This window comes from Maribellus maritimus (assembly GCF_022267315.1).
Lineage (GTDB): Bacteria > Bacteroidota > Bacteroidia > Bacteroidales > Prolixibacteraceae > Draconibacterium > Draconibacterium maritimum.
This window is the reverse complement of the sequence record NZ_JAIKLE010000020.1, coordinates 1-24,573: the sequence shown is the minus strand read 5'-3', so window position 1 is coordinate 24,573 and position 24,573 is coordinate 1. Positions and strand designations below refer to the sequence as shown.

The following is a 24,573-nucleotide window of genomic DNA, read 5'->3' as shown; positions in this document are numbered from 1 at the left end:
CGGAAAGCACTTTACCAAAGAAAAAATATTGGCTTAACTATTCTGAAAATCAAAGCATAATTTAGAAATTCAGCAACAAAATTTATTTAAACAAGACAACAATTTCCTCTTTGCTAATTTTCTGAAACGGATTATTGGAGTTAATAAACTTATCGGCCAGCGAACTTTTATGTTCCTGTAGCTGCTGAATTTTTTCTTCGATCGAATCTTCAGTAATAAAACGATAGACAAAAACGTGTTTACCCTGCCCGATGCGGTGCGCCCGATTTATCGCCTGATTTTCCGCTGCCGGATTCCACCACGGATCAATGATAAAAACATAGTCGGCTTCAGTTAGATTCAGGCCTACCCCGCCGGCTTTTAGCGAAATCAGAAAAATACGATTATCCGGATCGTTTTGAAAACTCTGGATTACCTCTTCACGTTTTGAAGTTTGCCCTGTTAGCAAACTGTATTTCCATTTCTGTTTTTCAATTTTCTCCTGAAGCAATTCGAGGTGTTTAACAAAAGAGGAAAAAATCAGCACTTTGTGATTTTCAGCTACAAGGTTTTCCAGCATTCTAAAAATCTCATCAAACTTCCCGGAGCTTTCTTCGTTCTCTTTTTCCATCAGCGATGGATGATTAGCCAACTGCCGTAATTTGGTAAGCCCCTGTAAAATCACAAATCCCGATTTCTCCATCCCTTCTTTCTCAATATTCTCCAGAATGGTATTCCGAATTACCGACTTCTCATGTTCATACAGTTTACTTTGCTCTTTCGACATTTCACAAACACGCACCTGTTCAACCAGCGGTGGCAAATCTTTAGCAACTTCTTCTTTTTTACGTCGCAAAATAAACGGGCGAATCAGAAGCTGCAATTTCTCTTGCTGCTCCTGACTTTTGTGCTTCTCGATGGGTGTAATAAAGCTGTTTCTAAAAAAAGCGAGATTCCCCAAAACTCCCTTGTTTAAAAAATTCATTTGCGACCACAAATCTGACAATGAGTTTTCAATCGGCGTTCCGGTAAGAACCAAACGATGCTGCGAACGCAGTTTCATTACTGCTTTGTAGGTTTTGGATGTTGGATTCTTTATAAACTGGCTTTCATCTAAAATGATGTAAAAAAATTCTGTTTTCGACAGCATATCAATATCATTGCGAACTGTTCCGTAAGTCGTTAAAATAATGTCGTAGAATTCCGTGATTTTTTCCAAATCAACTGCCTTCTTACGCTGGACTCCAATATGTTTGTATGCTTTTAAGGCCGGAGTAAATTTCCTGATTTCATTGTCCCAGTTATGTACAAGCGACGTTGGCAAAACAATTAAACTCGCCGACTGATTATTTTCTTCCTCTCCTGATGTTTCAAATAAATCGAGCTGCCCGTCTTTTTCTGTCGGGTCGACAACCTTTATCTGCTTTGTTCTATTCCGTTTTAATTTTAATAAAAGAGAGAGTGTTTGTAAGGTTTTACCCAGCCCCATATCATCGGCCAGGCACCCCCCAAATCCGTTCTTATACAAATGAAACATCCACTGAAAACCTTCTTCCTGGTATGCTCTGAGTTTTGCCTTTAAATTGGCTGGTAAGCTTAATCCTTTTGTCGCTGTCGTTTCCATTTTCTGAAAACGTTCCATCACCGATTTATCAAATTGTTGCAACCCGTTTTTCAAAAGCATAAAATGATGTTTCTCAAACTGCAGCTTTTCGCCCTGCCCTTTCGAAAAAGGAACCAGCCCTTTGTAGCGGGCAAACCATTCATCGGGCAACACAGCAATTTCACCGTTTGGCAGTTCAAACTCCCGAATATCATTCAGAATATACTTTTTTAGTTTGATAAACGGAATTTGGAATTCACCAAAACGAACCGTTGCATAAACATCAAACCAGTCTCCTGAAGTTTTTGCCTTCATTTCAAGCTGCTGATCTCCGGTAAAATATTTTTTTTCCAAATTGCTCTGCGTGAAATAAATATTGTTTGCTTCCAGTTTATTCTTATGCTGGTTTATCCAGTTGACCAAAAAGTAAACCAAGTCGCTATGTTCAAACAACTCATATCCTTTGGGCAAAAAACTTCCGTTATTTTCCTTTAATCCGGCCTCATTTAAATGGTTCTGAATTGTGTTTTCCCATGCAAAATTTCGTTTTACTTTTTCAAAAACATAACTGTCATTCCTTTTGTGAAGATTTACAGCTACTTTTCGGTTTGAATTCGGGAGAAACTTCTCATCACCATAATAAAAATGAAGCACAAAACACGGCTCCTGTTTTAAATTTTTCTCCAAACTCAGCACCGCTCTTTTTTTCAAATCCTCTTCAAGAATTTTAAACCCCTTGGCAAGAACATCATTATCGCGGATGGTATTTAACACGAAACCGGAATAATATTTTTCTTCAATTGAATGGGGAACCGTCACTTTTTCCTTTTCAAAAAAAGGAACCATTTTTTTTGCATTAAATTCTTCAAAAACAATCAAACGGCTGCGGTGAATCATTAAACATGGTTCGTTACAAATAATTTGGAGTTTTGAATTCTTCAGGGTAATTTCATTTTTATCAAGATATACTTTTAACCGGTAATGTGTTTCTTTTTCAGTACGTTCAAAATAAAAAACCGGATTTGCAAAAACCGGCTGTACCAAAATCTCATCCTCATCATACAAATTGGCATATTTTGTTTCCTTCTTTAATAAACGTACGGGGCACAACATTAAAATTGCAGCCACCTTAAACATCTGTTTTTCGATATACGGAGTGATATTTTTTTCAAAATACCCTGGTTTAAGCGAAGAAAAAAATTCGGAAACACTTCCCGCACGGGAAAACTTCTTTGTTAAATTTTCGTCACTGTATTTTTCTATAATTCCAACCAGTTCTCTTTCGTATGGTTTAAAACTGTAGTCTGAATTATTCTCCAGATCGCGTGGTTTAATATGCCTCTTTACAATATAAAACTGCTCTTCCTTTTCAATCAGATAAGGTACAAAAACACTTCCAAAATACCGGTGTTCGGTAAGGGCAATTATAAATTCGGTTTCAGCCATTTTTGCTTCCCGTTAACTTCTGTTTATTTTAAAAGTTTATACTGAACAAAATATTTCAATCAAAAAGAACCTCAAATATAACAAGGAAAATAAAAAACGGGAAGGACAAAATCAAACGGGGAAGATAACTTAACAATTTAGTTTTTCTTTGAGAGATTAATTTCTGATTGAGAAAAAGCACAAAAAAGATCTATTTTTACCTTTACAAAAAACAAATGTTATGAAGGAATTATTTATCAAACAATTAAAAATAAATCGGCCTGTTTCTTTAAGTGAAGCAGAAAACCTGTTGGAAAAACAAACTGTTTCAAACTTTATCAATACTGTAAACTGGGAGGAGTTTAGTTATCAACCTAAGGTTTCTTTTCGCATCGGCCACATTCAAAACGAAATATGGCTTAAATATTATGTAGTTGAAAAATACATTTTGGCAAAAGAAACCAGAACCAACGGCGACGTTTATAAAGACAGTTGTGTTGAATTTTTTATTTCGGCCGACGGTGAAAACTATTACAATTTTGAATTTAATTGTATTGGAACAATTCACCTTGCATTTGGTGCAGGGAGAGGCAACCGCAAATTTGTAGATCCGGAAATTATAAAAAAAATAGAAATTACATCTTCGTTGGGAAGTCAACCTTTTGAAGAAAAAATAGGCAAATTTGAGTGGGAAATGATGATTCGGATTCCAAAAGAATGTCTTGCATACAGTAATTTAAATTCTCTGAATGGATTAAAAGCAAGCGCTAATTTTTACAAATGCGGCGACGATACCTCCGAACCTCATTTTGTTACGTGGAATCCCATTAAAACTAAAAATCCGGATTATCACAGACCTGAATATTTTGGAGAAGTGTTTTTTGAAAGCTAAAAACTAAATTTTAAAACCTGAGATTGAGACCTCAAAAACTTGCTGTAAATAAATATTTTAACATTTTTTTTAAAATTCCATTAATCAAAACAAAGATTTTTTTGTTTAAGTAAAACAAACAATACTTAAACAAATGCTTTTTTTTGAAATTTACATTGAAGGTTTAATTTGGATTGTCGCGCTCTTTACTCTGGCGTGGATTTTTAGCGTACGTTTGAAAGACGCGGGCATTGTCGATATTTTCTGGGGGCTTGGATTTGTTCTCGTCAATTTTATATATTTTCAGAAAACAAATGAGTTTACTTCCCGAAGCTTGTTGCTTCTTGCGTTGGTTGGTGTATGGGGTTTGCGTCTTTCCATCCACATCTTTATACGAAATTTGGGAAAACCAGAAGACTATCGTTATCAGAATTTCAGAAAACATTATGGCCCCAAACGCTACTGGTGGGTAAGTTTTTTTCAGGTATTTTTATTGCAGGGAGTATTGGTTTGGTTGATTTCATCTCCGCTTCTTGCTGTACAATATTTCTCAAAAGAAAATTCGTTAAACGTATTCGATTTTGCGGCGGTTTTTACATGGCTGGTGGGATTTACTTTTGAAGCCGGCGCCGACTATCAACTGAGAAACTTTAAAGCAAATCCGGAAAACAAGGGAAAAGTCTTACAAACCGGTTTCTGGAAATTTACGCGGCACCCAAATTATTTCGGCGACGCATCTGTTTGGTGGAGTTATGCTATTTTTTCTGTAGCAGCGGGGAGCTATTTTCCAATTTTAAGTTCGGTTTTGATGACATGGTTGATTATCAGAGTCTCCGGGGTTACCATGTTGGAAAAATCTTTAAAACAAAAAAAATCGGGTTATGAAAAATACGCTTTAAAAACCAGTGCATTCTTCCCATGGTTCCAAAAAACAGCGCATGTATAGAGGTAAAAAAATAAAAACAACATAACTTGATAAAAATATAAAAGGAGAATGTAAAACCAATGCTAACAACTTTCTGAAGACAATAAGGAAATATATGACTGAAACAAAACTATATGATGAAACTGCATTCAAAACATCGAAAATTGTAACTATTAGCTATAGTACATCTTTCTCGATTGCCGCAAGTTTGCTGGAAAAAAAACAGCGAAATGCGATTTACGCAATTTATGGTTTTGTTCGGATTGCCGATGAAATTGTTGACACTTTCCATAAACACAACAAAAAACAACTGCTTGAACGTTTTGAAAAAGATTTAAATGAAGCAATTGAACAGGGAATCAGTTTAAATCCTGTTTTACATGCATTTCAAAAAACAGTGACAGAATACAATATTTCGAGGGAATACATCGATGCTTTTTTAACCAGCATGAAATTTGATCTGGAAAAGAAAATATATTCGTGTAAGACAGAAACTGATGAATATATTTATGGCTCAGCTGATGTTGTAGGATTGATGTGCCTTCGTATTTTTTGTAACGGTAGTGATACAAAATTTAAAGCGTTAAAAAGGCCAGCCATGAAGCTGGGGTCAGCTTTTCAGAAGGTGAATTTTTTACGCGATTTAGGAAACGACTATCAGGAACTTGGCCGGTGTTACTTCCCGAATATCGACCTTTCCTCTTTCGATGAAACATCGAAAAATCAGATAATCAAAGAAATAAAACAAGACTTTAAAGATGCTTACTCCGGGATAAAAAAACTACCTGGAAAATCGCGGACTGCTGTTCTGCTGGCATACCTTTACTACCGGGTGTTGCTGAAGAAACTGGAACGAACATCCGCTAAAAAGCTTCTCCACAAAAGAATTCGAATTTCAAATATCAAAAAGATAATGCTTTTGGTAAAAGCAAAAACTCTTAGTAACTTAAACATGGTATGACACATAAAAAAGAAGATTTTGTAATACTGGTTGATGAAGCTGACAACGAAGTTGGGTTACTCGAAAAGCTGGAAGCCCACAAAAATCCTGTTTTACATCGGGCTATTTCAGTTTTCATCTGCAATTCGAAAGGAGAATGGTTATTACAGCGTCGTTCATTTGATAAATATCACTCCAATGGCTTATGGACAAATACTTGTTGCAGCCATCCACATCCTGGAGAAACAAATTTGGATGCTGCAAATCGCCGATTACAACAGGAAATGGGTCTGCAGGCCGAATTAAAAGAAATCTTCTGGTTTACATACAAAGAACCTCTCGACAACCAATTAACCGAACATGAACTCGACCATGTTTTTGTTGGCTTTACTGATAAGCATCCGCAAATAAATACCAACGAAGTAAACGAATGGAAATATTTAAACTTTGAAGATTTAAAAACAGATATTAAATTTTACCCGGAGAAATATACAGTTTGGTTTAAAATAATTTTTGAACGTGTGTACGATGAATTACAAAAGTTAAAAAATCACGCTATATGATTAATATTTTGCTTGGTGTGGGGGCATTTGCGTTTATGGAGTTTGTAGCATGGTCGAACCACAAATATGTCATGCATGGTTTTCTATGGAAATGGCACAAAGACCACCATATAAACGACCACAAAAAAGCTGACGAAGCGCAAACTTATGAACCAGGAATGGAAAAAAACGATTATTTCTTTTTAGTATACGCTATTCCGGCCATTGTTTTGTTAATACTTGGCTTCTGGTTTAAAGTGAGTGAAATGATTGCAGTTGGAATTGGTATTTCTTTTTACGGACTTAGTTATTTTACCATCCATGATGTAATTATTCACGAAAGATTAAAAATCCCGTTTTTATTTAGACTCAAAAACAACAAATTTATGAGTGCTGTGGCTCGCGCGCACATGGCGCATCATCGTGGAAAAAATATTCGTGATTTTGAGAATTATGGCCTGTTGATTTTTCAGTTTCGTTTTTATAAAAACAAAAATTAATGTCGCTGTACTTTGTGCTACTTTTGGCATCTGTCGGAATACCGCTATTATTGAGTTTTGACAAACGTTTACGGTTCTACAAACAATGGAAAACTGTTTTTCCATCCCTAACCATTGTTGCCATCATTTATATCATTTTCGACATTATTTTTACTGACAAAGGAATTTGGGGATTTAATCCCAGATATCTATCCGGTATTACAATAGTTAACCTACCGATGGAAGAAATCCTGTTTTTCTTTGCTATTCCTTATGCAAGCCTTTTTCTGCATTATTCTTTTGTTGAATATTTTCCGAATGTGAAGCTAAATCGTAAACTCACCCAGTTGACTACCCTTGGGTTTTTATTTTTCAGTTTTGTATTGGCATTTACAAATATTGAGCGGGCCTATACTTTTTACATCTTTCTGAAAATGCTTTTGGCACTTCTCTTTTCGCTGATTTTAAAAACAAAAGTTACACAAAACTTTTTTGTTACTTTTTTGCTCATTTTAGTTCCGTTTGTAGTAGTAAATGGAGTTTTAACCGGAACATGGATCAACCAGCCAATTGTTTGGTACAACGATGTGGAAAACCTGGGAATCCGCATTTTAACGATTCCGATAGAAGATTTTGCTTATGCGTTTAGTATGTTACTCTTTAACCTGCTGCTGATTGAGCTATTTCGAAAAAAACAAATACTTTAAAATGGTCTTATTTCAACAAATAAAAAACAAACTACAGTTGCATTTTAAATTTGTGACCGTGTTTTTTATTGTTTTTTACACTGTTGGAATTGCAGGAATGCTTCTTCCCGAAACGTTTTTCATTTTCAAAAAATTAATTCCATTTGCCATCCTGCTCAGTGTTTTGGCGCTATTTTTTTTTCACTCTCATTTTCAAAAAAATGATTTAATTGCATTTGTTTCTATTTATATTCTGGGATTTGCTGCCGAGGTAATTGGCGTCAATACCGGTATAATTTTCGGAAATTACAATTATGGCGAAAGTTTGGGGATTGAACTGTTTAACACCCCGTTAATGATTGGAATTAACTGGTTACTGCTTATTTACATTTCTTCGTCAGTTGCAAGAAAACTAAAAATAAATGCGACGCTGCAAATCCTTGTTGCATCACTTATAATGCTGGGGTACGATTTAATTATAGAACAAGTTTCCCCGGTTTTAGATATGTGGAGTTGGCTCGAAGGGAATGTGCCTGTAAAAAATTATATAGCTTGGTTTTTACTGGCACTTCTTTTTCATTCCATTCTGAAAATATTAAACGTTGAAACAAAAAACAAACTGGCGCCGGTTATCCTCTTTTGTCAGTTGTCGTTTTTTATTGTTTTACTTTTATTCTTTAAACTATAAATGCGATGATAAAAGCAAAACATCATTTTCTGCTCGACCCTTTTTTCCGGTTTTATGTAATCCGAAAAATGAATCACATGTTTCAATCGGTAAAACTTTTCGGCGACGTTGCCAACAATAAACAACCTGTTTTGCTTATCGGCAATCACGTAAGTTGGTGGGACGGTATTTGGGCACTGAATCTGAACCATTTTTTTTTTCATCGTAAGTACTATTTTATGATGCTGGAAGAACAATTGCGAAAAAACTGGTTTTTCCAATACACCGGCGGTTTCTCCATTCAAAAAAAATCAAAATCGATTTTAGAAACATTTGACTACACGGCAGAACTACTTGAAAACCCAGAGAACCTTGTATTGCTTTTTCCAACCGGAAAGATTCAGAGTATTCACAAAAACGAATTCGTTTTTGAAAAGGGCATGGAAAAGATACTTCAAAAATTAAAGAACAAAATTCAGGTAATTTTTATGGTAAACCTCGTGGATTATTTTTCAAATACCAAACCTTCAGTTTATACTTTTTTTGAGGAATATTCTGGCAAATTCAACACTCTGGAAATGCAGAAAGGATTTAATGATTTTCACAAAAATTGTGTTAATATTCAAAAACAAAAAGAATCGTAATGATCTATATAGCTGGTTCCATAATTGTTTTTACCGGGATACAGTTGCTCATTGCAGCTGCAAATTTGATATTCAGACAACTTCTGCCTAAAAATCCAGAACATTCGAATCCGTTGGTTTCGGTTTTAATTCCCGCACGAAACGAAGAAAAAAATATAGGAAATATTATATCTGATCTTAAAAAACAAAATTATCAAAACATTGAAATTCTAATTTTCGACGACCAGTCGACCGACAGAACTGCTATTATTGTTTCCGAATTTCTGGTAAAAGACTCCCGGATTCAACTATTCAATTCTACATATTTGCCTAATGGGTGGCTTGGAAAAAATTTCTCCTGTTATTCTCTTTCAAAACATGCACGCGGAGATTATTTTCTTTTTCTTGATGCAGATGTAAGAATAAATAGAAATATAATTTCACAAACTTTATCTTATTCTCAAAAACATAATTTGGGCTTACTGTCCATTTTCCCGATGCAAACAATGAAAAGTTGGGGTGAATATATTACTATACCAAACATGAATTATATTTTGCTTTCGCTTCTTCCCCTCATCCTGGTAAGAAAAATAAAATTTCCATCACTTTCGGCTGCCAATGGTCAATTTATGCTTTTTTGTGCTGAAACTTATAAAAGAATAAATCCGCACGAAAGAGTAAAAATAGAAAAAGTTGAAGACATCAAAATCGCGCAGTTGCTTAAAAGAGATAGCATAAAAGTTGCCTGTCTCTCCGGCACAGAAAACATCAGCTGCCGTATGTACAAAAATTATAAGGAAGCTGTAAATGGATTTTCAAAAAATGTGATTACCTTTTTCGGAGGCTCGCCATTTCTAGCCATCTTATTCTGGATGATTACAACCTTCGGCTTTTTATTTGTACTTTTTGTTTTCCCAAAGGCTATTGTCATAATTTACTTTGTCTCTATCATTTTAATCAGAATATTTGTTTCAGTTGCCAGTAAACAAAACAGCTTTACAAATACTATTTTAATTATTCCTCAGCAAATTACACTTGGAGTTTTTATTGGAAAGGCCATTATAAAAAACATAAAAAAACAATTTAAATGGAAAGACAGAAATATATCTTCATAAGTTTGAGTGTACTGTTAACTATGAACAGTTGGGCTTCGAACAAGGAAAAAATTTACGAAGCCTACATTTCAGGAAACATGAAAGAATGGAAAACCGTAATTGACCAAATGCAGCGCCAAAGTGAAAAGCCCCCTGAATTTTTAATTGAACTGGTAAATTACCAATATGGCTATATAGGCTGGTGTATTGGTGAAGACAAAAACGGAGAAGCAAAACAAACCATAAAATTGGCGGAAGAAAACCTTGAAAAGCTAAAAAATCGAAACTATTCAATTTCTGAAATAAATGCTTATAAATCGGCTTTATATGGCTTTAAGATTGGCCTCTCGCCCATAAAAGCAACAATTTTAGGACCGAAAAGTCTAAACCACTCAAAACTTGCCATTGAACAAGACAAGACAAACCCAATGGGATGCATTCAATACGGAAACAGCCAGTTTTATATGCCGCCGGTTTTTGGAGGCTCAAAAAAAGAAGCGGTGGAATATTTTCTAAAAGCTTTACGGCTAATGGAAACAGAAAAAGCGAAAACAGAAGACAACTGGAACTATTTAAGCTTGCTGACTCAAATAGCTCAATCGTACGAAGATATAGACGAAACAGAAAAAGCGGATTCTATATATAATAAGATACTTGAAACCGAACCCAGGTTTGAATATGTTAAAAAAGAATTATATCCGGATTTTTTAAAGAAAAAAAACAAAAATGAATAACAAAGTTCTCGTAGTTGGAACCGGACTTGGCGGACTGGCTACCGCACTCCGGCTGGCAAAACAAGGATTTGAGGTGGAAATGGTGGAGAAAAACCATCAGGCAGGCGGACGTTTAAACCAGATAAAAAAAGACGGTTTTACCTTTGATACGGGTCCCAGTTTTTTTAGTATGTCGTACGAATTTGAAGAATTTGCCAAGGATTGTAATATTCGTTTACCGTTTGACTATGTGGAGCTGGATCCGCTGTATTCGGTTAATTTTATTGATAATCCCAAAACCTTTCACCTCTACAAGGACATTGACAAACTATCGGATCAATTTTCAGAAATTGAGCCTGACTTTCAGGAGAAATTTGACCGGTATATAAAAAAATCGGCCGCTCTGTTTCACGATACAGTTGATCTGGTAATCAAGAATAATTTTAATTCACTGGCAGCATATATCTTTACACTAATGCGGGTAAATCCGGTTCATATTCCGGTTCTTTTTCAAAGCTTCTGGCAACATGTGAAAAAATACTTTTCTTCAAAAGAAGCCAGGCAAATTGTTTCACTGGTTGCATTCTTCCTCGGAAGGACTCCTTTCGATACAATGGGAATTTACAGTTTGTTGTCGTATACAGAATTTAAACACGATGGCTATTACAATGTAAAAGGAGGGATGTATAAAATTGTAGAAGGTCTGGTTCAGGAACTGAAGAAAGAAAAGGTAACCATTCACTATAACACCGAAATTAAAGACTTTAATAAAGAGAACGGGACGCTGGTTTCGTTAACAGACCAAAATAAACAAATTTGGAAAGCTGATATTTTTGTGATCAATGCCGATGCAGCCTGGTTTAGGGGGAAAATATTCAGACAAAAAAAATATTCTGAACCCAAACTTGACAAAATGAACTGGACCATGGGCTATCTTACTTTCTATTTAGGTATAAAATGTAAGCTTCCTCAGGTTGATCATCACAACTACTATCTGGGTTCGAATTTCGAGGAATATGCACACAATGTCTTGAAAAACCCGGATACCTTGCAAAAACCCTATTATTATGTAAATGTACTTTCAAAACATAATAAGGAATGTGCGCCCGAAGGCTGCGAAAGCCTCTTTTTTGTTTGTCCTGTCCCTAATTTGAAAATAAAATCAGACTGGTCGGACAAAGATGAAATTGTAAACAGTATCATCGCCGATTTTTCGAAACGTATAAAAATGAATATACAACCCGAAATTATTTCAAAAACCATTTATACGCCTGAAGTCTGGCAAAATAAATTCAATCTGTATCGGGGAAGCGGATTAGGTTTATCTCACAATATGAAACAGATAGGAGCTTTACGACCAGCCAATTTCGACGAGAATCTTAAAAACACATTTTATGTAGGAGCATCAACCATTCCGGGTGCAGGGCTACCCATGGCTATAATCAGTTCAAAACTTACTTTCGAAAGAATTGTTAAACTTCAAAACAAAAGGTAAAGGAATATTTTTGAATCCATTCTTTAGTAATGTATCTTTAAATGGGGCTTTAATTTTAGTTTATGACTCAACTCGAAATTCTAAAAACACAACTGGGGAAACCCTATCACGATCTTGAATTCTTACTACATTGTTTTAAAGAAGTTTTAATTGAAAACGAAGAAAAACAATTGGCAAATATAATTCCATGGATTTGCGATACCTGCTCATACGAAAATATGGAATTCACTCAAAAACACTTCCAGCTGTTTTCGGTATGTTTTCAGTTGCTTAATTTGGCTGAAACCAATGGTGCTGTTCAAAACAGAAGAAAAACAGAAGAAGATAATAACCTGAATTCCATTAACGGACTTTGGAGCAACAGTTTGGAAATTCTGAAAGAAAGTGGTTTTTCTGAAAATGAAATTACAGATACTTTTAATGAGATTGAAGTTCAACCTGTGTTAACCGCTCACCCAACGGAAGCCAAACGGCCGGTGGTCATAAAAAAATACAGAGAGCTCTATTTGCTTCTTGTAAAACGCGAAAACTCGATGTATAACTCTTATGAAAAAGAGGAAAACCGAAATGAAATAAAAAAAATCATTCATTCAATTTGGCATATCGATGAATATTATCGCGAAAAACCGAATATAGAAACCGAATTGGACAATGTTATACATTACTTTGTTAACGTTTTCCCTGAAACGGTTGGCCTTTTAAACCGACGACTTTTACGGGGATGGAAATTTGCAGGATTTGACACGAACAAATTGGTTCAAAAAAACGAATTTCCCCGGCTTAAATTTGGCAACTGGATCGGAGGAGACCGGGATGGTCACCCACTGGTAACAGCAAATGTTACAAAATCAACCCTGCTAAAACTTAGGCTAAATTCTTTTTTGGTACTTAAAAATGAATTATTAAAGCTGGCAGAAAATCTTAGTTTTTATATAGAATTGGAGAATCTTCCAGAAAAGATTTCCGACAGAACAAAGGAAATAATTTCAGAATTGGGCGGAGAAACCAAATCAAATGTTACCGCCAACCGGCATGAAGCATATAAACTTTTTGTACTTCTGCTTATTCAAAAACTTCCCATAAATATTGGCAGAGCCCAACTTTTTGAATTATCTGATAACAAGGGTAGCTATCGCCACTCGCATCAATTGATAAATGATTTGGAGATTTTGCGAAATGCTCTTATTGATTCTGCTCACTCAAGTCTGGCTTACAACAATGTTAACGATACAATTCAGATGATCCGTGTTTTTGGATTTCATTTGGCTGAACTTGACATCAGGCAAAACAGCAGCTACTACGAAAAGTCATTGGTGCAAATTTATAATGCTTCAAAATCGGGAAAAGTAATGCCATCTGAAATGGCTCAGGATGAAAAAATGAAGTTAATAGCTTCAGAATTAAAAATTAACCGTCCTTTTTTACGCGATTGGCAAAACCTCCCCGATGAAGCAAAAAATACACTTGAATGTTTTAAAGTGTTGCAGGATCATATCTCGGAGTATTCTTCATTTGCATTGGGAAGTCTGATAGTGAGTATGACTCGCGATGTTTCTGATTTACTGATGGTTTACATTCTTTCGCGTGAGGCCGGTCTTACCATTTACGAAAATAACCTAACGCTGAAACTTCCGGTTGTTCCGCTTTTCGAAACCATCGACGATTTAATAGCCAGTCCCAAAATAATGGAAGAATATTTCAGTTTCCCGGAAGTTCAGGACAGTTTGGAGTACCAGAAAAAAATAAATAACCGCCAGCAAAAAGTGCAGGAAATTATGATTGGGTACAGCGACAGTAACAAAGACGGAGGAATTCTGGCCAGTTCCTGGTACCTCTACAAAGCTCAAAAAGAGCTCACTGAAGTTGGCAATAAATATGGAATAAAATTAAAGTTTTTTCACGGCAAAGGCGGCTCCATCAGCCGTGGTGCAGGACCTGTACATTGGTTTTTACGGTCATTACCACATGGGACACTTTCCGGCAAGTTTAAAATTACAGAACAGGGTGAAACCATCGAAAAAAAATTTGCGAACAAAATAAATGCTGTTTATAATCTTGAATTGATGCTGGCCGGCGATACCCTTAATACCCTGCTTCATAAACTCGACAGAGAGATTGACAGCGAAGTAGTAGAAATCCTGGAGTTTATGGGAAAAGAAAGCTACATTGTGTACAATGAACTGCTTAACAACCCGCATTTTCTTGAATTTTATCAGCAAGCTACACCTATTGATGTCATTGAACAAAGTAAAATTGGTTCCCGGCCGGCAAGAAGAACCGGCAAACGAACCTTTTCCGATTTAAGAGCCATTCCATGGGTTTTTAGCTGGGGACAAGCTCGATTTCATATTACCAGTTGGTATGGAGTTGGCTCAACACTGGAAAAGATGCAAAATAATTTTCCGGAGAAATACAACAGTTTAAAAAAACTAATCAAAACAAATCATTTTGTCAGATACGTTCTTACAAATATCGACACCAGCCTGGCAAGTACCGATGAAAGAATAATGAAAATGTATGCCGAACTGGTTGAAAATAAAAAAACAAAAGAAACCATTCTGAATCTTCTTTTAGCCGAGTTGGAAAAAACACGAACCCTGATGCAGGAATTACTCGGACGACCAATGGAGGAACGCAGAAAAAATCATTATTTTTCTACTGCTTTACGTGCTGAAGCTTTAGATGTTTTGCATGAATATCAGATACGAAAAATGAAAAAATGGAGAAAAGATGATAATCATTCTTCTAAAGAAGACTTACTCCTTCAGCAGCTGCTAATTTCAGTAAATGCTATTGCAAATGCCATGGGTACAACCGGGTAGAATAGTTATTATTTGAACATTAAGTTTTTAATCTTAAAAATATTTCGTAGTTTCATTAGCCAATATTAAATCCATTTTTAATACTAAACGAATTAAAAAACCTAACTTCAAAAATGACACAACGTAGAGATTTTATTAAAAAGAGTATTCTTGGAACAGCAGGAATCACAATTGGAGGAATGGGATTTAGTGCAAAATCTTATGCTTCAATTATGGGTGCCAACGATCGTTTTAGGATAGCAGTTTGCGGAGTAAATGGCAGGGGCAAAAGCCATATCAACGGATTTGGCAAACTCGACAATGTAGAAATTGCCTATTTGGTTGATCCGGATAAAAAAATACTCGATGAAAGGGTAAATCTGGTTAAAGACGAGATAGCTTCAAGTTCTGCGGTAAAAGGAGTTACCGATGTAAGAACGGTGCTTGATGACAAAAACATTGATGCGATTTCCTGCGCAACACCGAATCACTGGCACTCACTAATGGTCATTTGGGCTGCCCAGGCACAAAAACATTGTTATGTCGAAAAACCTGCCAGTCATGACATCTATGAAGGTCGTGTTGCGCTTGCAGCAGCCGAGAAATATGGAATTGTGGTTCAGCACGGAACCCAAAGAAGAAGCAGCGACGACTGGGCTAAACAGGTTTCCGATATCCGGTCGGGGAAATATGGCAAAATGTTAGTATCTCATGGGTTTGCTTGTAAACCCCGGGAAGGAATTGGCTTTGAACCGCCGTCAACACCACCGCCCAGTTTAGACTGGAATTTATGGAAAGGGCCTGCCGTTGTAAATAACTTTCATAAAAATCTGGTTCATTATAATTGGCATTGGTTCTGGCCGGTTGGAAACGGAGAACTAAATAATCAGGGAACGCACCAACTCGATGTTGCATACTGGGCACTCGATTCGGAAGTTGAAAACACGCATCCAGTGCGGGTAATGGCAATCGGGGGGCGCTTCAAATGGGGCGACCAGGGTGAAACACCCAATACCATGTTTGCTTTGGCTGAGTTTTCCAATGGGCAGTATGTATTTTTTAATGTAAGAAATGTGAACCACGAAGGCTACCAGCGGGAAGTAACCAACCGCTTCTATTTTGAAGATGGCGGAAAATTGTGGGACGGAGAATACATTTCAAGCAACGGAAGTCAAGCTCGCAATGTTCCGATTAAAGAAGTAAAAATTACTCCGGGAGGGAACTGGCAAAGCTTTATCACAGCTTGCAAAGCGAACGATCCATATATGGCAAACGGAACAATGTACGATGCACATTACAGTTGTACGCTTGGGCACTTAATGAATATCTCCTACCGCCTGGGTGAAAAAGTTCCTTTCAACGCACGCGCCGGAAGATTTGGTGATAACGAACTTGCTTTCCAGGAATTTATGAAAATCCATGACATTGCTTCCGATGGAATGGGTGTTCCGCAAGACCAGGCTGAATATATTGTTGGACCGTGGCTCAGATTTGATGGAGAAGCAGAACACTTTGTCGGCGATTATTCAACTGAAGCAAACCGCTTGCTTCGAGATCCACGAAATGCAGGATTTGATATTCCCTCGCCCGAGTCAGTATAGCCATTTCCAGAAAAGATTTGCGTTTATAGCAAACGCTTTTAAATAAGAACCGGTCTGCCGAATGAATAATCGGCAGACCGGTTCTTTATGTATTCATTATTTTGTTTCTGAAAATTTTTCACCTATTTTTCGCACTCTTTTGCTAACAAACAATGACCGGGATTGAAAAAGAATTAGTCGAATCATTAAAAAAAGGAAACCAAAAGTCTTTTGAACTTGTTTTTAAAACATATTACGCGCGTTTGTGTACCTATGCATTTGACTATACGCGGCAGCTTGAAACCGCCGAAGATTTGGTAAAAGACTTTTTTCTTACTCTCTGGCAAAATCGCGAAAAAATTGAAATCAAAACTTCGCTTTCCGGATATCTTTTTCGTTCAGTCCATAATCTTTGTTTGAACTATCTGGAAAGACAAAAAAAGAAAAATCCGGAAATACCTTCCGACAATCTTTATCTAATCGAGTTAAAACAAAAACAGCCTTTTACTCCGGATTATCCCATTGGAAATTTACTTGCCAGCGAAATGGAAGGACAGATTCTTGAAATTGTGGACAAACTGCCTGAGCAATGTCGCGAAATTTTCAAATTAAGTCGTTTTGAAGAGCTTCCTCATAAAAAAATTGCAGAAAAATTAAACATCTCGGAAAGAACAGTTAAAACACAAATATACAGAGCATTAAAAAAAATAAAAGAAGCAATACCATTCCTAATTACAACTATTTTTTTTTATTTTTTAAAATAATTTGACATCGTCTGTAATACCAAACCCAAAAAAATGTGTCATTATAACAGAGACCTATATGGAAGATAAACTATTTATATCAAACCGCGAGAAAGAAGCTCTGATCAATTATTTATCAGGCAACTTTAATGAGTCTGATTCATCGACTTTAAAAAACTGGTTAGAGAAAAGTCAGGAACATAAATTTTTTCTTGATCAGCTTTCTGATATATGGCAAGCCAGCCGTCTTCCTGTAATCGATGATAAGATAGACGTTCAGTCAGTTTGGGATGAACTGGAAATACAGCTTCATTATAAAAATAAAAATCCGTTTCAATGGAAACGTTGGATTCAAATTGCCGCAGTTGTAATTGTTTCGATGTTGGCAGGGGGCACAGGATTTTATTTCCTGAACTTAAAAACAAGCTCATCTGATGTTGCATCCCAAATTGTGGAGTATGTTGCCCCTTTGGGTTCACGCTCATATGTAAAACTACACGATGGCAGTAAAGTTTGGTTAAACTCAGGAACTTCAATTAAATATGCAAACAATTTTGGAACGCACAACAGAGACATTCAGCTTTCGGGCGAAGCTTTTTTTGAAGTTGCTAAAAACAAAAATCTTCCGTTTATAGTAAATACGGGCGAAATTAGTGTTACTGCCCTCGGAACAAAATTTAATGTAAAAGCATATAAAGAAGAAAAAACCATTGAAACCACACTTTTGGAGGGTTCGGTAAAACTGGAAAGTAGCGTTGTAAAACTTCAGGAAAACCTTGTTCTTAAAACAAACGAAAAAGCTGTATTTACAAAAAAAGAACAATTTCTGAACATAGTGGAAAATACTACTGGTGAAAAAGAAGGAGAAAAAACAGCCACCAACAAACCATCGATGCAAATTATTCAGAAAATTGATCCGGTTCCCATCGTATCCTGGAAAGAAAAAAGATGGATAATAAGTAACGAGAAACTTGGATCATTATCTGTAAAACTCGAACGGCGCTACGATGTTAATGTTATTTTCGATAACGAAATCCTGAAAGAATACTCATTCGGTGGTACTTTGGAAGATGAAACCCTGGAACAGATTTTAACAGCAATAAGTTTTGCGGCCCCGATAAAATACGTTGTGGACAGCAAAACAGTATACATTATGGCAGACGGCAAAAAAATGGAAAAATTCAAAAATTTACTTATGGAATAAATCTAAACCAATTAAAAACATTGGGAGATCTTTAGCGAGATCTCCCAATTGCAATGTGTTAATTAACGTTGTTTCATATTCGCATTATGGAACAACCTATTTTAAAACTTAACGATTCAAATTTATGAAAAAATTTTGTACTGGCTTGTTCCGTCCGCTCAATCGGAACTTTATAAAACTTATGCTTATGACAAAGCTAACTATGTTTCTGACCTTGTTTTGTGTTTTGCAACTATCGGCAACGGTTTACTCACAAACACGTTTAACGGTAGAATCGAAAAACAACACCGTAAAAGAGGTTCTTTCAAAAATTGAAAACCAAAGTGAATTTCGCTTTTTCTACAACGAAAAATTTATGGATCTGAACCGCCGTGTTGGATTCAACATCAATGATCAATCTATTCATGAAATAATGAATGAATTATTTGATGCGTCGGAAGTAACGTATAAAATAATGGAAAACAATCTCATTGTTATTACGCCCGACGGAAGCCAGCAGGAAAAAGTTGAAGGGAAGGTACTTGACGACACCAGTCAACCATTACCCGGTGTAACCGTTATGGTCAAAGGTACGTCCCAAGGTACCGTAACTGATGTTAACGGCAGTTTCTCGTTTTCTGACTTACCGGAGAATACAACATTAATTTTTTCGTTTGTTGGGATGATTTCACAGGAAATCGAAGTAGGTAACCAAACAACTATAAGTGTAACTATGAAACCGGATGCAATTGGCATTGAAGAAGTGGTTGCCATTGGTTATGGAACACAGCGAAAAGAAAATGTAACAGGTTCTATGGAAACGGCCAGCAGCGAACAACTGGAAAATAAACCAATTATTTCTGTTGGACAGGCGTTACAAGGCGAAATGAGCGGAATTTCTATCCGGCAGTCAGACGGACAGCCCGGCAGTTCAACATCAATTAACATAAGGGGATTCGGAACATTTAGCGATGCCGGAAATAATCCGCTGGTTTTAGTTGATGGTATTCCTGGTTCACTCGATGCTGTAAATCCAAACGATATTAAAAATATTTCTGTTTTAAAAGATGCCGCCTCTGCGGCTATCTATGGTTCAAGAGCAGCAAATGGAGTAATTTTAATCCAAACAAAGAGAGGTACGAAGGGGAAAACAGAAGTGACGTATAACGGTTCAGTTGGCTTTAGTGAACTTGCTGACCTGCCTAAATTTGTAGACTCGTGGAATTATGCTCTCGCGTATAACGAAGCATTGACCAATGCAGGACAAGGTGCTATTTATACTGAAGAGGACATCCAAAAATTCAGAGACGGAACAGATCATGATAATTATCCCAATGATAAACATTATGAAATGGCCTTTGATAATATAGCTTATCAAACAAAACACGATATTTCTCTTATGGGAGGAAATTCAACAACAACTTATCGCTTTTCAGTAGGATACCTCAGAAACGATGGTCTTTTGCAAAATAACCTTTACGACAACTACGGAGATAACCTTCTAAACTATTATAACAAATATAACATCAGGTTAAACATAGACAGTGAAATAACCCAAAAACTAAAATTAATTGCAAATATTGCCGGTACAGCTGACGACGAAAAAGGTCCGGCAGCAGCAACAGGCGATCGCACAACGATGCGTGTTGTAACCAGAATTGCAAGAATGCCGGCATCTATTGCAGGTCGTACCTCAGAAGGATATTACGGACGTGTAGATAAGGGTTCTCCATGGGCAGACATTGACGCAACATCAAATGAACTGGAGCGTAATTACTATTTTATCGCCAATACTGACCTGGAATATAAATTACTAGATCCTTTAACAATAATTGTCCGTGGCGGATATGTGTTTGACCATACCAACTATAAGCTTTATGCCGCTGATGAGCAAATTGATGCAACAACTTATGCAGGGCCTGCAAAACTGGATGTGGAATGGAATACGAGAAGAGAATTAACACTGGAAGGCCTAGTAAAATATGAACAGACCTTTGGAAATCATTCGATAAGTGCTTTGGCCGGTTATTCTCAGATTGAAAGTAAATATGAGTACTTAACTGCCTACCGCGATCAATTCCCTACCAATGAACTGTTCGAGTTGGATGCGGGAAGTTCTGAAAATCAAAAAAATACAGGAGGTGCCTCAGAGTGGGGACTTGTTTCATATTTTGGAAGAATTCAATATGACTACCTTGGCAAATATCTGTTTGAGGCAAATGTTCGCTACGATGGCTCGTCGCGATTCGACAAAGGCAACAAATACGGTATGTTTCCTTCATTCTCATTTGGATGGAGAATATCTGAAGAAAATTTCATAAAAGAGAGTCTTCCTTGGATATACAACATGAAACTACGTGGGTCGTGGGGAGAACTGGGGAATCAGCAAATTGGAAATTATCCTTATCAGGCCATTTTGTCTTCGGGCAATAACGCTATTTGGGGCAATAACGTAAATGCCGGAATTGTTCTCAATACAGTAGCAAATCAGAGTATAACCTGGGAAACTACAGCAATTTCTGATATTGGATTAGATTTCGCTGTGTTGGATGGAAAAGTCAGCATATCTGCAGATTATTATGATAAAACGACACGTGACATTCTCTATTCAATTACAACAGCAGGTACTCTCGGACTAAATGCATCTCCTTCAAATGCGGGCAAAGTAAAAAATTCAGGTTGGGATTTTAATCTGAGTTATAAAGAAAAATTTGGAGATTTTTCATTTGACATTGCGCCCCATTTCTCTTTTGTTCATACAGAAGTACTTGAGTTAAGCGATGTGGAAAAAGACATTTCAAAAGGACTTTTTATTGGTGAACCGCTAAATGCAATATATGGTTATACCGCCGATGGTTTGTTTGTTGACGAAGCAGACATTCAGAATTCTGCAACTCAGCCATACGATCCTGTTCCGGGTGATATTAAATATAAAGATATCAGTGGCCCGGATGGAGTTCCTGACGGAAAAGTTGACCCGGAATATGACAGAAGTGTTATCGGACAAACTGCTCCAAAATACAATTACGGAGCAAGGATTAGCGCTAATTATAAGTCGTTTGATTTTTCAGTTACGTTTGATGGCGCCGGAGGAATGAGAAGATACCTCAACAACATGGCCGGACGTGCATTTGCAAACAAATCGAATGTGCAGCAATGGATGTGGGATAACCGGTGGACAAAAGAAGACCCGGATCCCAATGCCATTTATCCACGTTTTTACCTTCATGGTGGTGGCAACAACGAACCATACTCCTACATATCTACATATTGGGCGTGGGATGCATCCTACTTAAAAGTCAGGTCGGCACAAATTGGATATAACATGCCGGAAGCAGTAACCAACGCTTTAAAAGTGGATAAAATGAGAATATATCTTGCCGGTAGAAACCTGTTCACATTTGACAACTTCTTTGATGGCTGGGATCCTGAGCTAAATGTTCAAAACGGTGAAGGTGTTCACTATCCAATGTCGAGAACATACATTTTAGGTGTAAATGTTAATTTTTAAATAGATAATTATGAAAACATATATAAAATTAATAACAGCTTCTTTGTTTATTTCTTTTATTTTTCTCACCTCGTGTGAGGAAGGTATTCTGGATAAGCAACCACTTTCACAACTCTCAACAGAAAACTTCTGGACCACTCCCGAAGATGCAGAACTTGCATTGGCAGGAGTTTATAATAAGGCGAACACCTGGAGCAATGCTGACCACATCTGTGAATTTGATGACAATACGGACAACGGGATTGACAGAAAACCGAACCAATCATTTCTAATTTACGGAAACCTAAATCCATCTTCCTCTGAAGTAAAAAATCTGTGGAATAACTCCTACGAAGAAATAGCAGGATGTAACTATTTTCTCGAGAACATTGAAACAATCGAGGACATGGATTCCGGAACAAAAGCGGAAATGATAGCTGAGGTACGTTTTTTGAGAGCTTTTGCTTATTTTAATATGTCGCAATATTGGGGGGGAGTTCCGTTGGTAACAAAACTTCTTACAATGGAAGAATCAATTACCATTAATAGTTCCTCAAAGTCAGATATTGTGGATTTTGTGTTGAGCGAACTGGAAGCAATAACAAACGATCTTCCTGTAACAAGATCTTCCGATCAGCATGGCCGGATTGTCAGGGCTGCTGCTTTAGGTGTAAAAGGACGTTTACTCATGGCTGAAGAAAGATGGGGAGAAGCAGCTACTGCATTTAAAGCTGTAATTGACCTTGGTGTTCATGAAATAGATCCGCTTTATTCAGAACTTTTTAACGGGAAAAACGAAGAGAGCAGCGAAATCATCTTTTCAAGAAAATATTTGGCGGGAGAGATCGCCAATTCCACTCAATTGTATTATCGTCCGAGTGTTGACGGAGGCTGGCATCATATGAATCCTTTCCAAAGTTTGGTTGACGCGTATTTATGTACCGACGGAAAAACAATAGAAGAAAGTGAACTTTATGATCCTCAATCACCTGTGGTAAAAGATGGAGTAAACTACAGAGACCCCCGCCTTCTATATACAATTTTCTATCCGGGAATATCAACAATCAACGGAAGAGTTTATCATGGTCATCCCGATTCAACTTCTGTTATTGGAGATGTTTTTACCTACGATGCGGGAATGACAGGTTATTGTCTTCAAAAATATGTGGATAACGGATATACCGGCGACGTATATAGTTCGGGTGTAGATATTCCAATTATTCGTTACGCGGAAATATTGTTGAGTTATCTTGAATGCAAAATAAATGAGGGCACAACCATTGATCAGAGTCTGCTTGATTTAACCATTAATGCTGTTAGGGGCAGAGAAGCTGTTCAGATGCCTTCGGTAACTGAAACTGACGCAACAAAATTGATGGAGATTTTAAAACGTGAAAGAAGAGTTGAATTAGCATGGGAAGGACTCCGATACTGGGATCTCAACCGTTGGGGTGAAGCAACTGATAAATTAAGTGACAAACCGATGTACGGAATAAAATTAACCGATGATCCGGATAACTACGACAGATTTCCTGTCGGCTCAAATGGCCACTATTTTGTATTTAACTTGCAATATAGTTCAACAGACTTACCATGGCCGTTTCCTCAAGATGAGTTAGACATCAACACTACTTTAACTCAAAAAGACAATTGGAAATAAAATAAATAAAAGCTAAGTACTAATTCATTCACAATTCTGAGAATTTTATACTTAGCTTTTTTATCTTCCTTTATTTCAATATTTTTCAAAAATTACATTCATCAATACACCATGATCAAACAAACAAGGTTTGTAATTCTAATTTTATCCGGAATATTTCTTTTAAATTCATGCAATAAGCAGTCAAAAACCGGCGAGGAAACAACAAGTTCCCAACCCAATATCGTCTACATTCTGGCCGATGATTTGGGCTACGGCGATTTGGGTTGTTACGGTCAAAGCCGTTTTCAAACGCCCAATCTCGATAAAATGGCACGCGAAGGAATGTTGTTTACCCAGCATTATGCAGGCACAACTGTCTGTGCCCCTTCACGTTCATCGCTGATGACCGGGCAGCATACCGGGCACACGCCCATCCGCGGGAACAAAGAAGTTCAGCCCGAAGGACAGTGGCCCATTCCTGATGGCACGTTTACCATTGCCGAGATGCTTAAACAGGCCGGTTATGTAACCGGTGGTTTTGGAAAATGGGGACTGGGTTATCCCGGCTCTGAAGGAGAACCAAACAACCAGGGGTTCGACGAGTTTTTTGGCTACAATTGCCAGAGATTGGCACACAACTATTATCCTTCATATTTATGGGACAACCAAACCAAAATTATATTGGAAGGAAACCAGGGAGATAAATTTGGAGATTATGCCGCTGAACTGATTCACGAAAAAGCTTTGCAGTTTATTGAAAAAAATAAGGACAAGCCATTTTTTCTTTATTATCCGAATGTAATTCCACATGCCGAGTTATTGTTACCCGAAGAAAACCTTGCTGAGTTTCGGGGGCAGTTTCTTTCTGAAAAAGAGTTTAAAGGTGCAGAGCCCGGGGATGAGGATTTTAGAAACGGCGCTTACGGTACACAAGCAGAAAGCCATGCCGCATTTGCCGCGATGGTAACACTTTTAGACCAGCAGGTAGGCGAAGTATTGGCCAAACTAAAAGAACTGGGATTGGAAAATAATACCATCGTGATGTTTAGTTCCGACAACGGGCCACACCAGGAAGGTGGAGCTGACCCGGAT

Annotated in this window: 19 protein-coding genes; 18 read left to right on the top strand and 1 reads right to left on the bottom strand. The window is 37.1% G+C overall.

Annotated elements, in window-relative coordinates:
- Positions 1-82 precede the first annotated feature (82 nt).
- Positions 83-3,028: a DEAD/DEAH box helicase gene (locus K5G00_RS17375; RefSeq protein ID WP_238767454.1), complete on the bottom strand. Its 2,946-nt coding sequence runs from the start codon at positions 3,026-3,028 to the stop codon at positions 83-85.
- A gap of 220 nt (positions 3,029-3,248) precedes the next feature.
- On the opposite strand from K5G00_RS17375, the gene K5G00_RS17370 reads away from it, so the two are divergent.
- From K5G00_RS17370 to K5G00_RS17285, 18 genes are all read left to right on the top strand, one after another.
- On the top strand, positions 3,249-3,899 hold the full coding sequence (locus tag K5G00_RS17370) for a carbohydrate-binding family 9-like protein (RefSeq protein WP_238767453.1): 651 nt from the start codon (positions 3,249-3,251) through the stop codon (positions 3,897-3,899).
- Positions 3,900-4,032: 133 nt separating this feature from the next.
- Positions 4,033-4,824: a DUF1295 domain-containing protein gene (locus K5G00_RS17365; protein WP_238767452.1), complete on the top strand. Its 792-nt coding sequence runs from the start codon at positions 4,033-4,035 to the stop codon at positions 4,822-4,824.
- 94 nt (positions 4,825-4,918) lie between these two features.
- Positions 4,919-5,764 (top strand): phytoene/squalene synthase family protein, encoded by an 846-nt coding sequence (locus K5G00_RS17360; RefSeq protein ID WP_238767451.1) that lies wholly within the window; start codon positions 4,919-4,921, stop codon positions 5,762-5,764.
- Complete coding sequence (idi, locus tag K5G00_RS17355) at positions 5,761-6,306, top strand: isopentenyl-diphosphate Delta-isomerase (protein WP_238767450.1); 546 nt, start codon at positions 5,761-5,763, stop codon at positions 6,304-6,306. The genes K5G00_RS17360 and idi overlap by 4 nt, the downstream gene beginning before the upstream one ends.
- Complete coding sequence (locus tag K5G00_RS17350) at positions 6,303-6,785, top strand: sterol desaturase family protein (protein WP_238767449.1); 483 nt, start codon at positions 6,303-6,305, stop codon at positions 6,783-6,785. Before idi ends, K5G00_RS17350 begins: the two co-directional genes overlap by 4 nt.
- Entirely contained in the window at positions 6,785-7,471 is a 687-nt protein-coding gene (locus K5G00_RS17345; RefSeq protein WP_238767448.1) for a lycopene cyclase domain-containing protein, read from the top strand. The genes K5G00_RS17350 and K5G00_RS17345 overlap by 1 nt, the downstream gene beginning before the upstream one ends.
- Positions 7,472-7,529: 58 nt before the next feature.
- The gene (locus tag K5G00_RS17340; RefSeq protein ID WP_238767447.1) at positions 7,530-8,138 is read left to right on the top strand and encodes a carotenoid biosynthesis protein; all 609 of its coding nucleotides are present in this window, start codon (positions 7,530-7,532) and stop codon (positions 8,136-8,138) included.
- A gap of 5 nt (positions 8,139-8,143) precedes the next feature.
- The gene (locus K5G00_RS17335; RefSeq protein ID WP_238767446.1) at positions 8,144-8,761 is read left to right on the top strand and encodes a 1-acyl-sn-glycerol-3-phosphate acyltransferase; all 618 of its coding nucleotides are present in this window, start codon (positions 8,144-8,146) and stop codon (positions 8,759-8,761) included.
- Positions 8,761-9,855, top strand: coding sequence for a glycosyltransferase (locus tag K5G00_RS17330; protein ID WP_238767445.1), 1,095 nt, complete (start codon positions 8,761-8,763; stop codon positions 9,853-9,855). Before K5G00_RS17335 ends, K5G00_RS17330 begins: the two co-directional genes overlap by 1 nt.
- Positions 9,828-10,568, top strand: coding sequence for a hypothetical protein (locus K5G00_RS17325; protein ID WP_238767444.1), 741 nt, complete (start codon positions 9,828-9,830; stop codon positions 10,566-10,568). The genes K5G00_RS17330 and K5G00_RS17325 overlap by 28 nt, the downstream gene beginning before the upstream one ends.
- Positions 10,561-12,042: a phytoene desaturase family protein gene (locus K5G00_RS17320; protein ID WP_238767443.1), complete on the top strand. Its 1,482-nt coding sequence runs from the start codon at positions 10,561-10,563 to the stop codon at positions 12,040-12,042. Before K5G00_RS17325 ends, K5G00_RS17320 begins: the two co-directional genes overlap by 8 nt.
- Positions 12,043-12,104: 62 nt before the next feature.
- A complete protein-coding gene (locus K5G00_RS17315; protein WP_238767442.1) occupies positions 12,105-14,864 on the top strand; it encodes a phosphoenolpyruvate carboxylase in 2,760 nt (919 codons plus the stop codon).
- A 113-nt stretch (positions 14,865-14,977) separates the two neighbouring features.
- Positions 14,978-16,444, top strand: coding sequence for a Gfo/Idh/MocA family protein (locus K5G00_RS17310; RefSeq protein WP_238767441.1), 1,467 nt, complete (start codon positions 14,978-14,980; stop codon positions 16,442-16,444).
- 152 nt (positions 16,445-16,596) lie between these two features.
- Complete coding sequence (locus tag K5G00_RS17305) at positions 16,597-17,187, top strand: RNA polymerase sigma-70 factor (protein ID WP_238767440.1); 591 nt, start codon at positions 16,597-16,599, stop codon at positions 17,185-17,187.
- A gap of 58 nt (positions 17,188-17,245) precedes the next feature.
- Positions 17,246-18,370, top strand: a complete 1,125-nt coding sequence (locus tag K5G00_RS17300) for a FecR family protein (RefSeq protein ID WP_238767439.1) — start codon at positions 17,246-17,248, stop codon at positions 18,368-18,370.
- A 187-nt stretch (positions 18,371-18,557) separates the two neighbouring features.
- Complete coding sequence (locus K5G00_RS17295) at positions 18,558-21,860, top strand: TonB-dependent receptor (RefSeq protein WP_238767438.1); 3,303 nt, start codon at positions 18,558-18,560, stop codon at positions 21,858-21,860.
- A 10-nt stretch (positions 21,861-21,870) separates the two neighbouring features.
- Positions 21,871-23,499 (top strand): RagB/SusD family nutrient uptake outer membrane protein, encoded by a 1,629-nt coding sequence (locus tag K5G00_RS17290; protein WP_238767437.1) that lies wholly within the window; start codon positions 21,871-21,873, stop codon positions 23,497-23,499.
- Positions 23,500-23,610: 111 nt separating this feature from the next.
- On the top strand, positions 23,611-24,573 hold a 963-nt coding region (locus tag K5G00_RS17285), incomplete at its 3' end, for a sulfatase-like hydrolase/transferase (RefSeq protein ID WP_238767436.1).

Excerpts from the sequence above, each read along its gene's own strand:
- K5G00_RS17310 (WP_238767441.1), top strand. The coding sequence starts at position 14,978 with ATGACACAACGTAGAGATTTTATTAAAAAGAGTATTCTTGGAACAGCA.
- K5G00_RS17305 (WP_238767440.1), top strand. The coding sequence starts at position 16,597 with ATGACCGGGATTGAAAAAGAATTAGTCGAATCATTAAAAAAAGGAAAC.
- K5G00_RS17360 (WP_238767451.1), top strand. The coding sequence starts at position 4,919 with ATGACTGAAACAAAACTATATGATGAAACTGCATTCAAAACATCGAAA.
- K5G00_RS17300 (WP_238767439.1), top strand. The coding sequence starts at position 17,246 with ATGGAAGATAAACTATTTATATCAAACCGCGAGAAAGAAGCTCTGATC.
- K5G00_RS17295 (WP_238767438.1), top strand. The coding sequence starts at position 18,558 with ATGACAAAGCTAACTATGTTTCTGACCTTGTTTTGTGTTTTGCAACTA.
- K5G00_RS17315 (WP_238767442.1), top strand. The coding sequence starts at position 12,105 with ATGACTCAACTCGAAATTCTAAAAACACAACTGGGGAAACCCTATCAC.
- K5G00_RS17320 (WP_238767443.1), top strand. The coding sequence starts at position 10,561 with ATGAATAACAAAGTTCTCGTAGTTGGAACCGGACTTGGCGGACTGGCT.
- K5G00_RS17365 (WP_238767452.1), top strand. The coding sequence starts at position 4,033 with ATGCTTTTTTTTGAAATTTACATTGAAGGTTTAATTTGGATTGTCGCG.
- K5G00_RS17325 (WP_238767444.1), top strand. The coding sequence starts at position 9,828 with ATGGAAAGACAGAAATATATCTTCATAAGTTTGAGTGTACTGTTAACT.
- K5G00_RS17375 (WP_238767454.1), bottom strand. The coding sequence starts at position 3,028 with ATGGCTGAAACCGAATTTATAATTGCCCTTACCGAACACCGGTATTTT.
- K5G00_RS17370 (WP_238767453.1), top strand. The coding sequence starts at position 3,249 with ATGAAGGAATTATTTATCAAACAATTAAAAATAAATCGGCCTGTTTCT.
- K5G00_RS17345 (WP_238767448.1), top strand. The coding sequence starts at position 6,785 with ATGTCGCTGTACTTTGTGCTACTTTTGGCATCTGTCGGAATACCGCTA.
- K5G00_RS17335 (WP_238767446.1), top strand. The coding sequence starts at position 8,144 with ATGATAAAAGCAAAACATCATTTTCTGCTCGACCCTTTTTTCCGGTTT.
- K5G00_RS17290 (WP_238767437.1), top strand. The coding sequence starts at position 21,871 with ATGAAAACATATATAAAATTAATAACAGCTTCTTTGTTTATTTCTTTT.
- idi (WP_238767450.1), top strand. The coding sequence starts at position 5,761 with ATGACACATAAAAAAGAAGATTTTGTAATACTGGTTGATGAAGCTGAC.
- K5G00_RS17330 (WP_238767445.1), top strand. The coding sequence starts at position 8,761 with ATGATCTATATAGCTGGTTCCATAATTGTTTTTACCGGGATACAGTTG.
- K5G00_RS17350 (WP_238767449.1), top strand. The coding sequence starts at position 6,303 with ATGATTAATATTTTGCTTGGTGTGGGGGCATTTGCGTTTATGGAGTTT.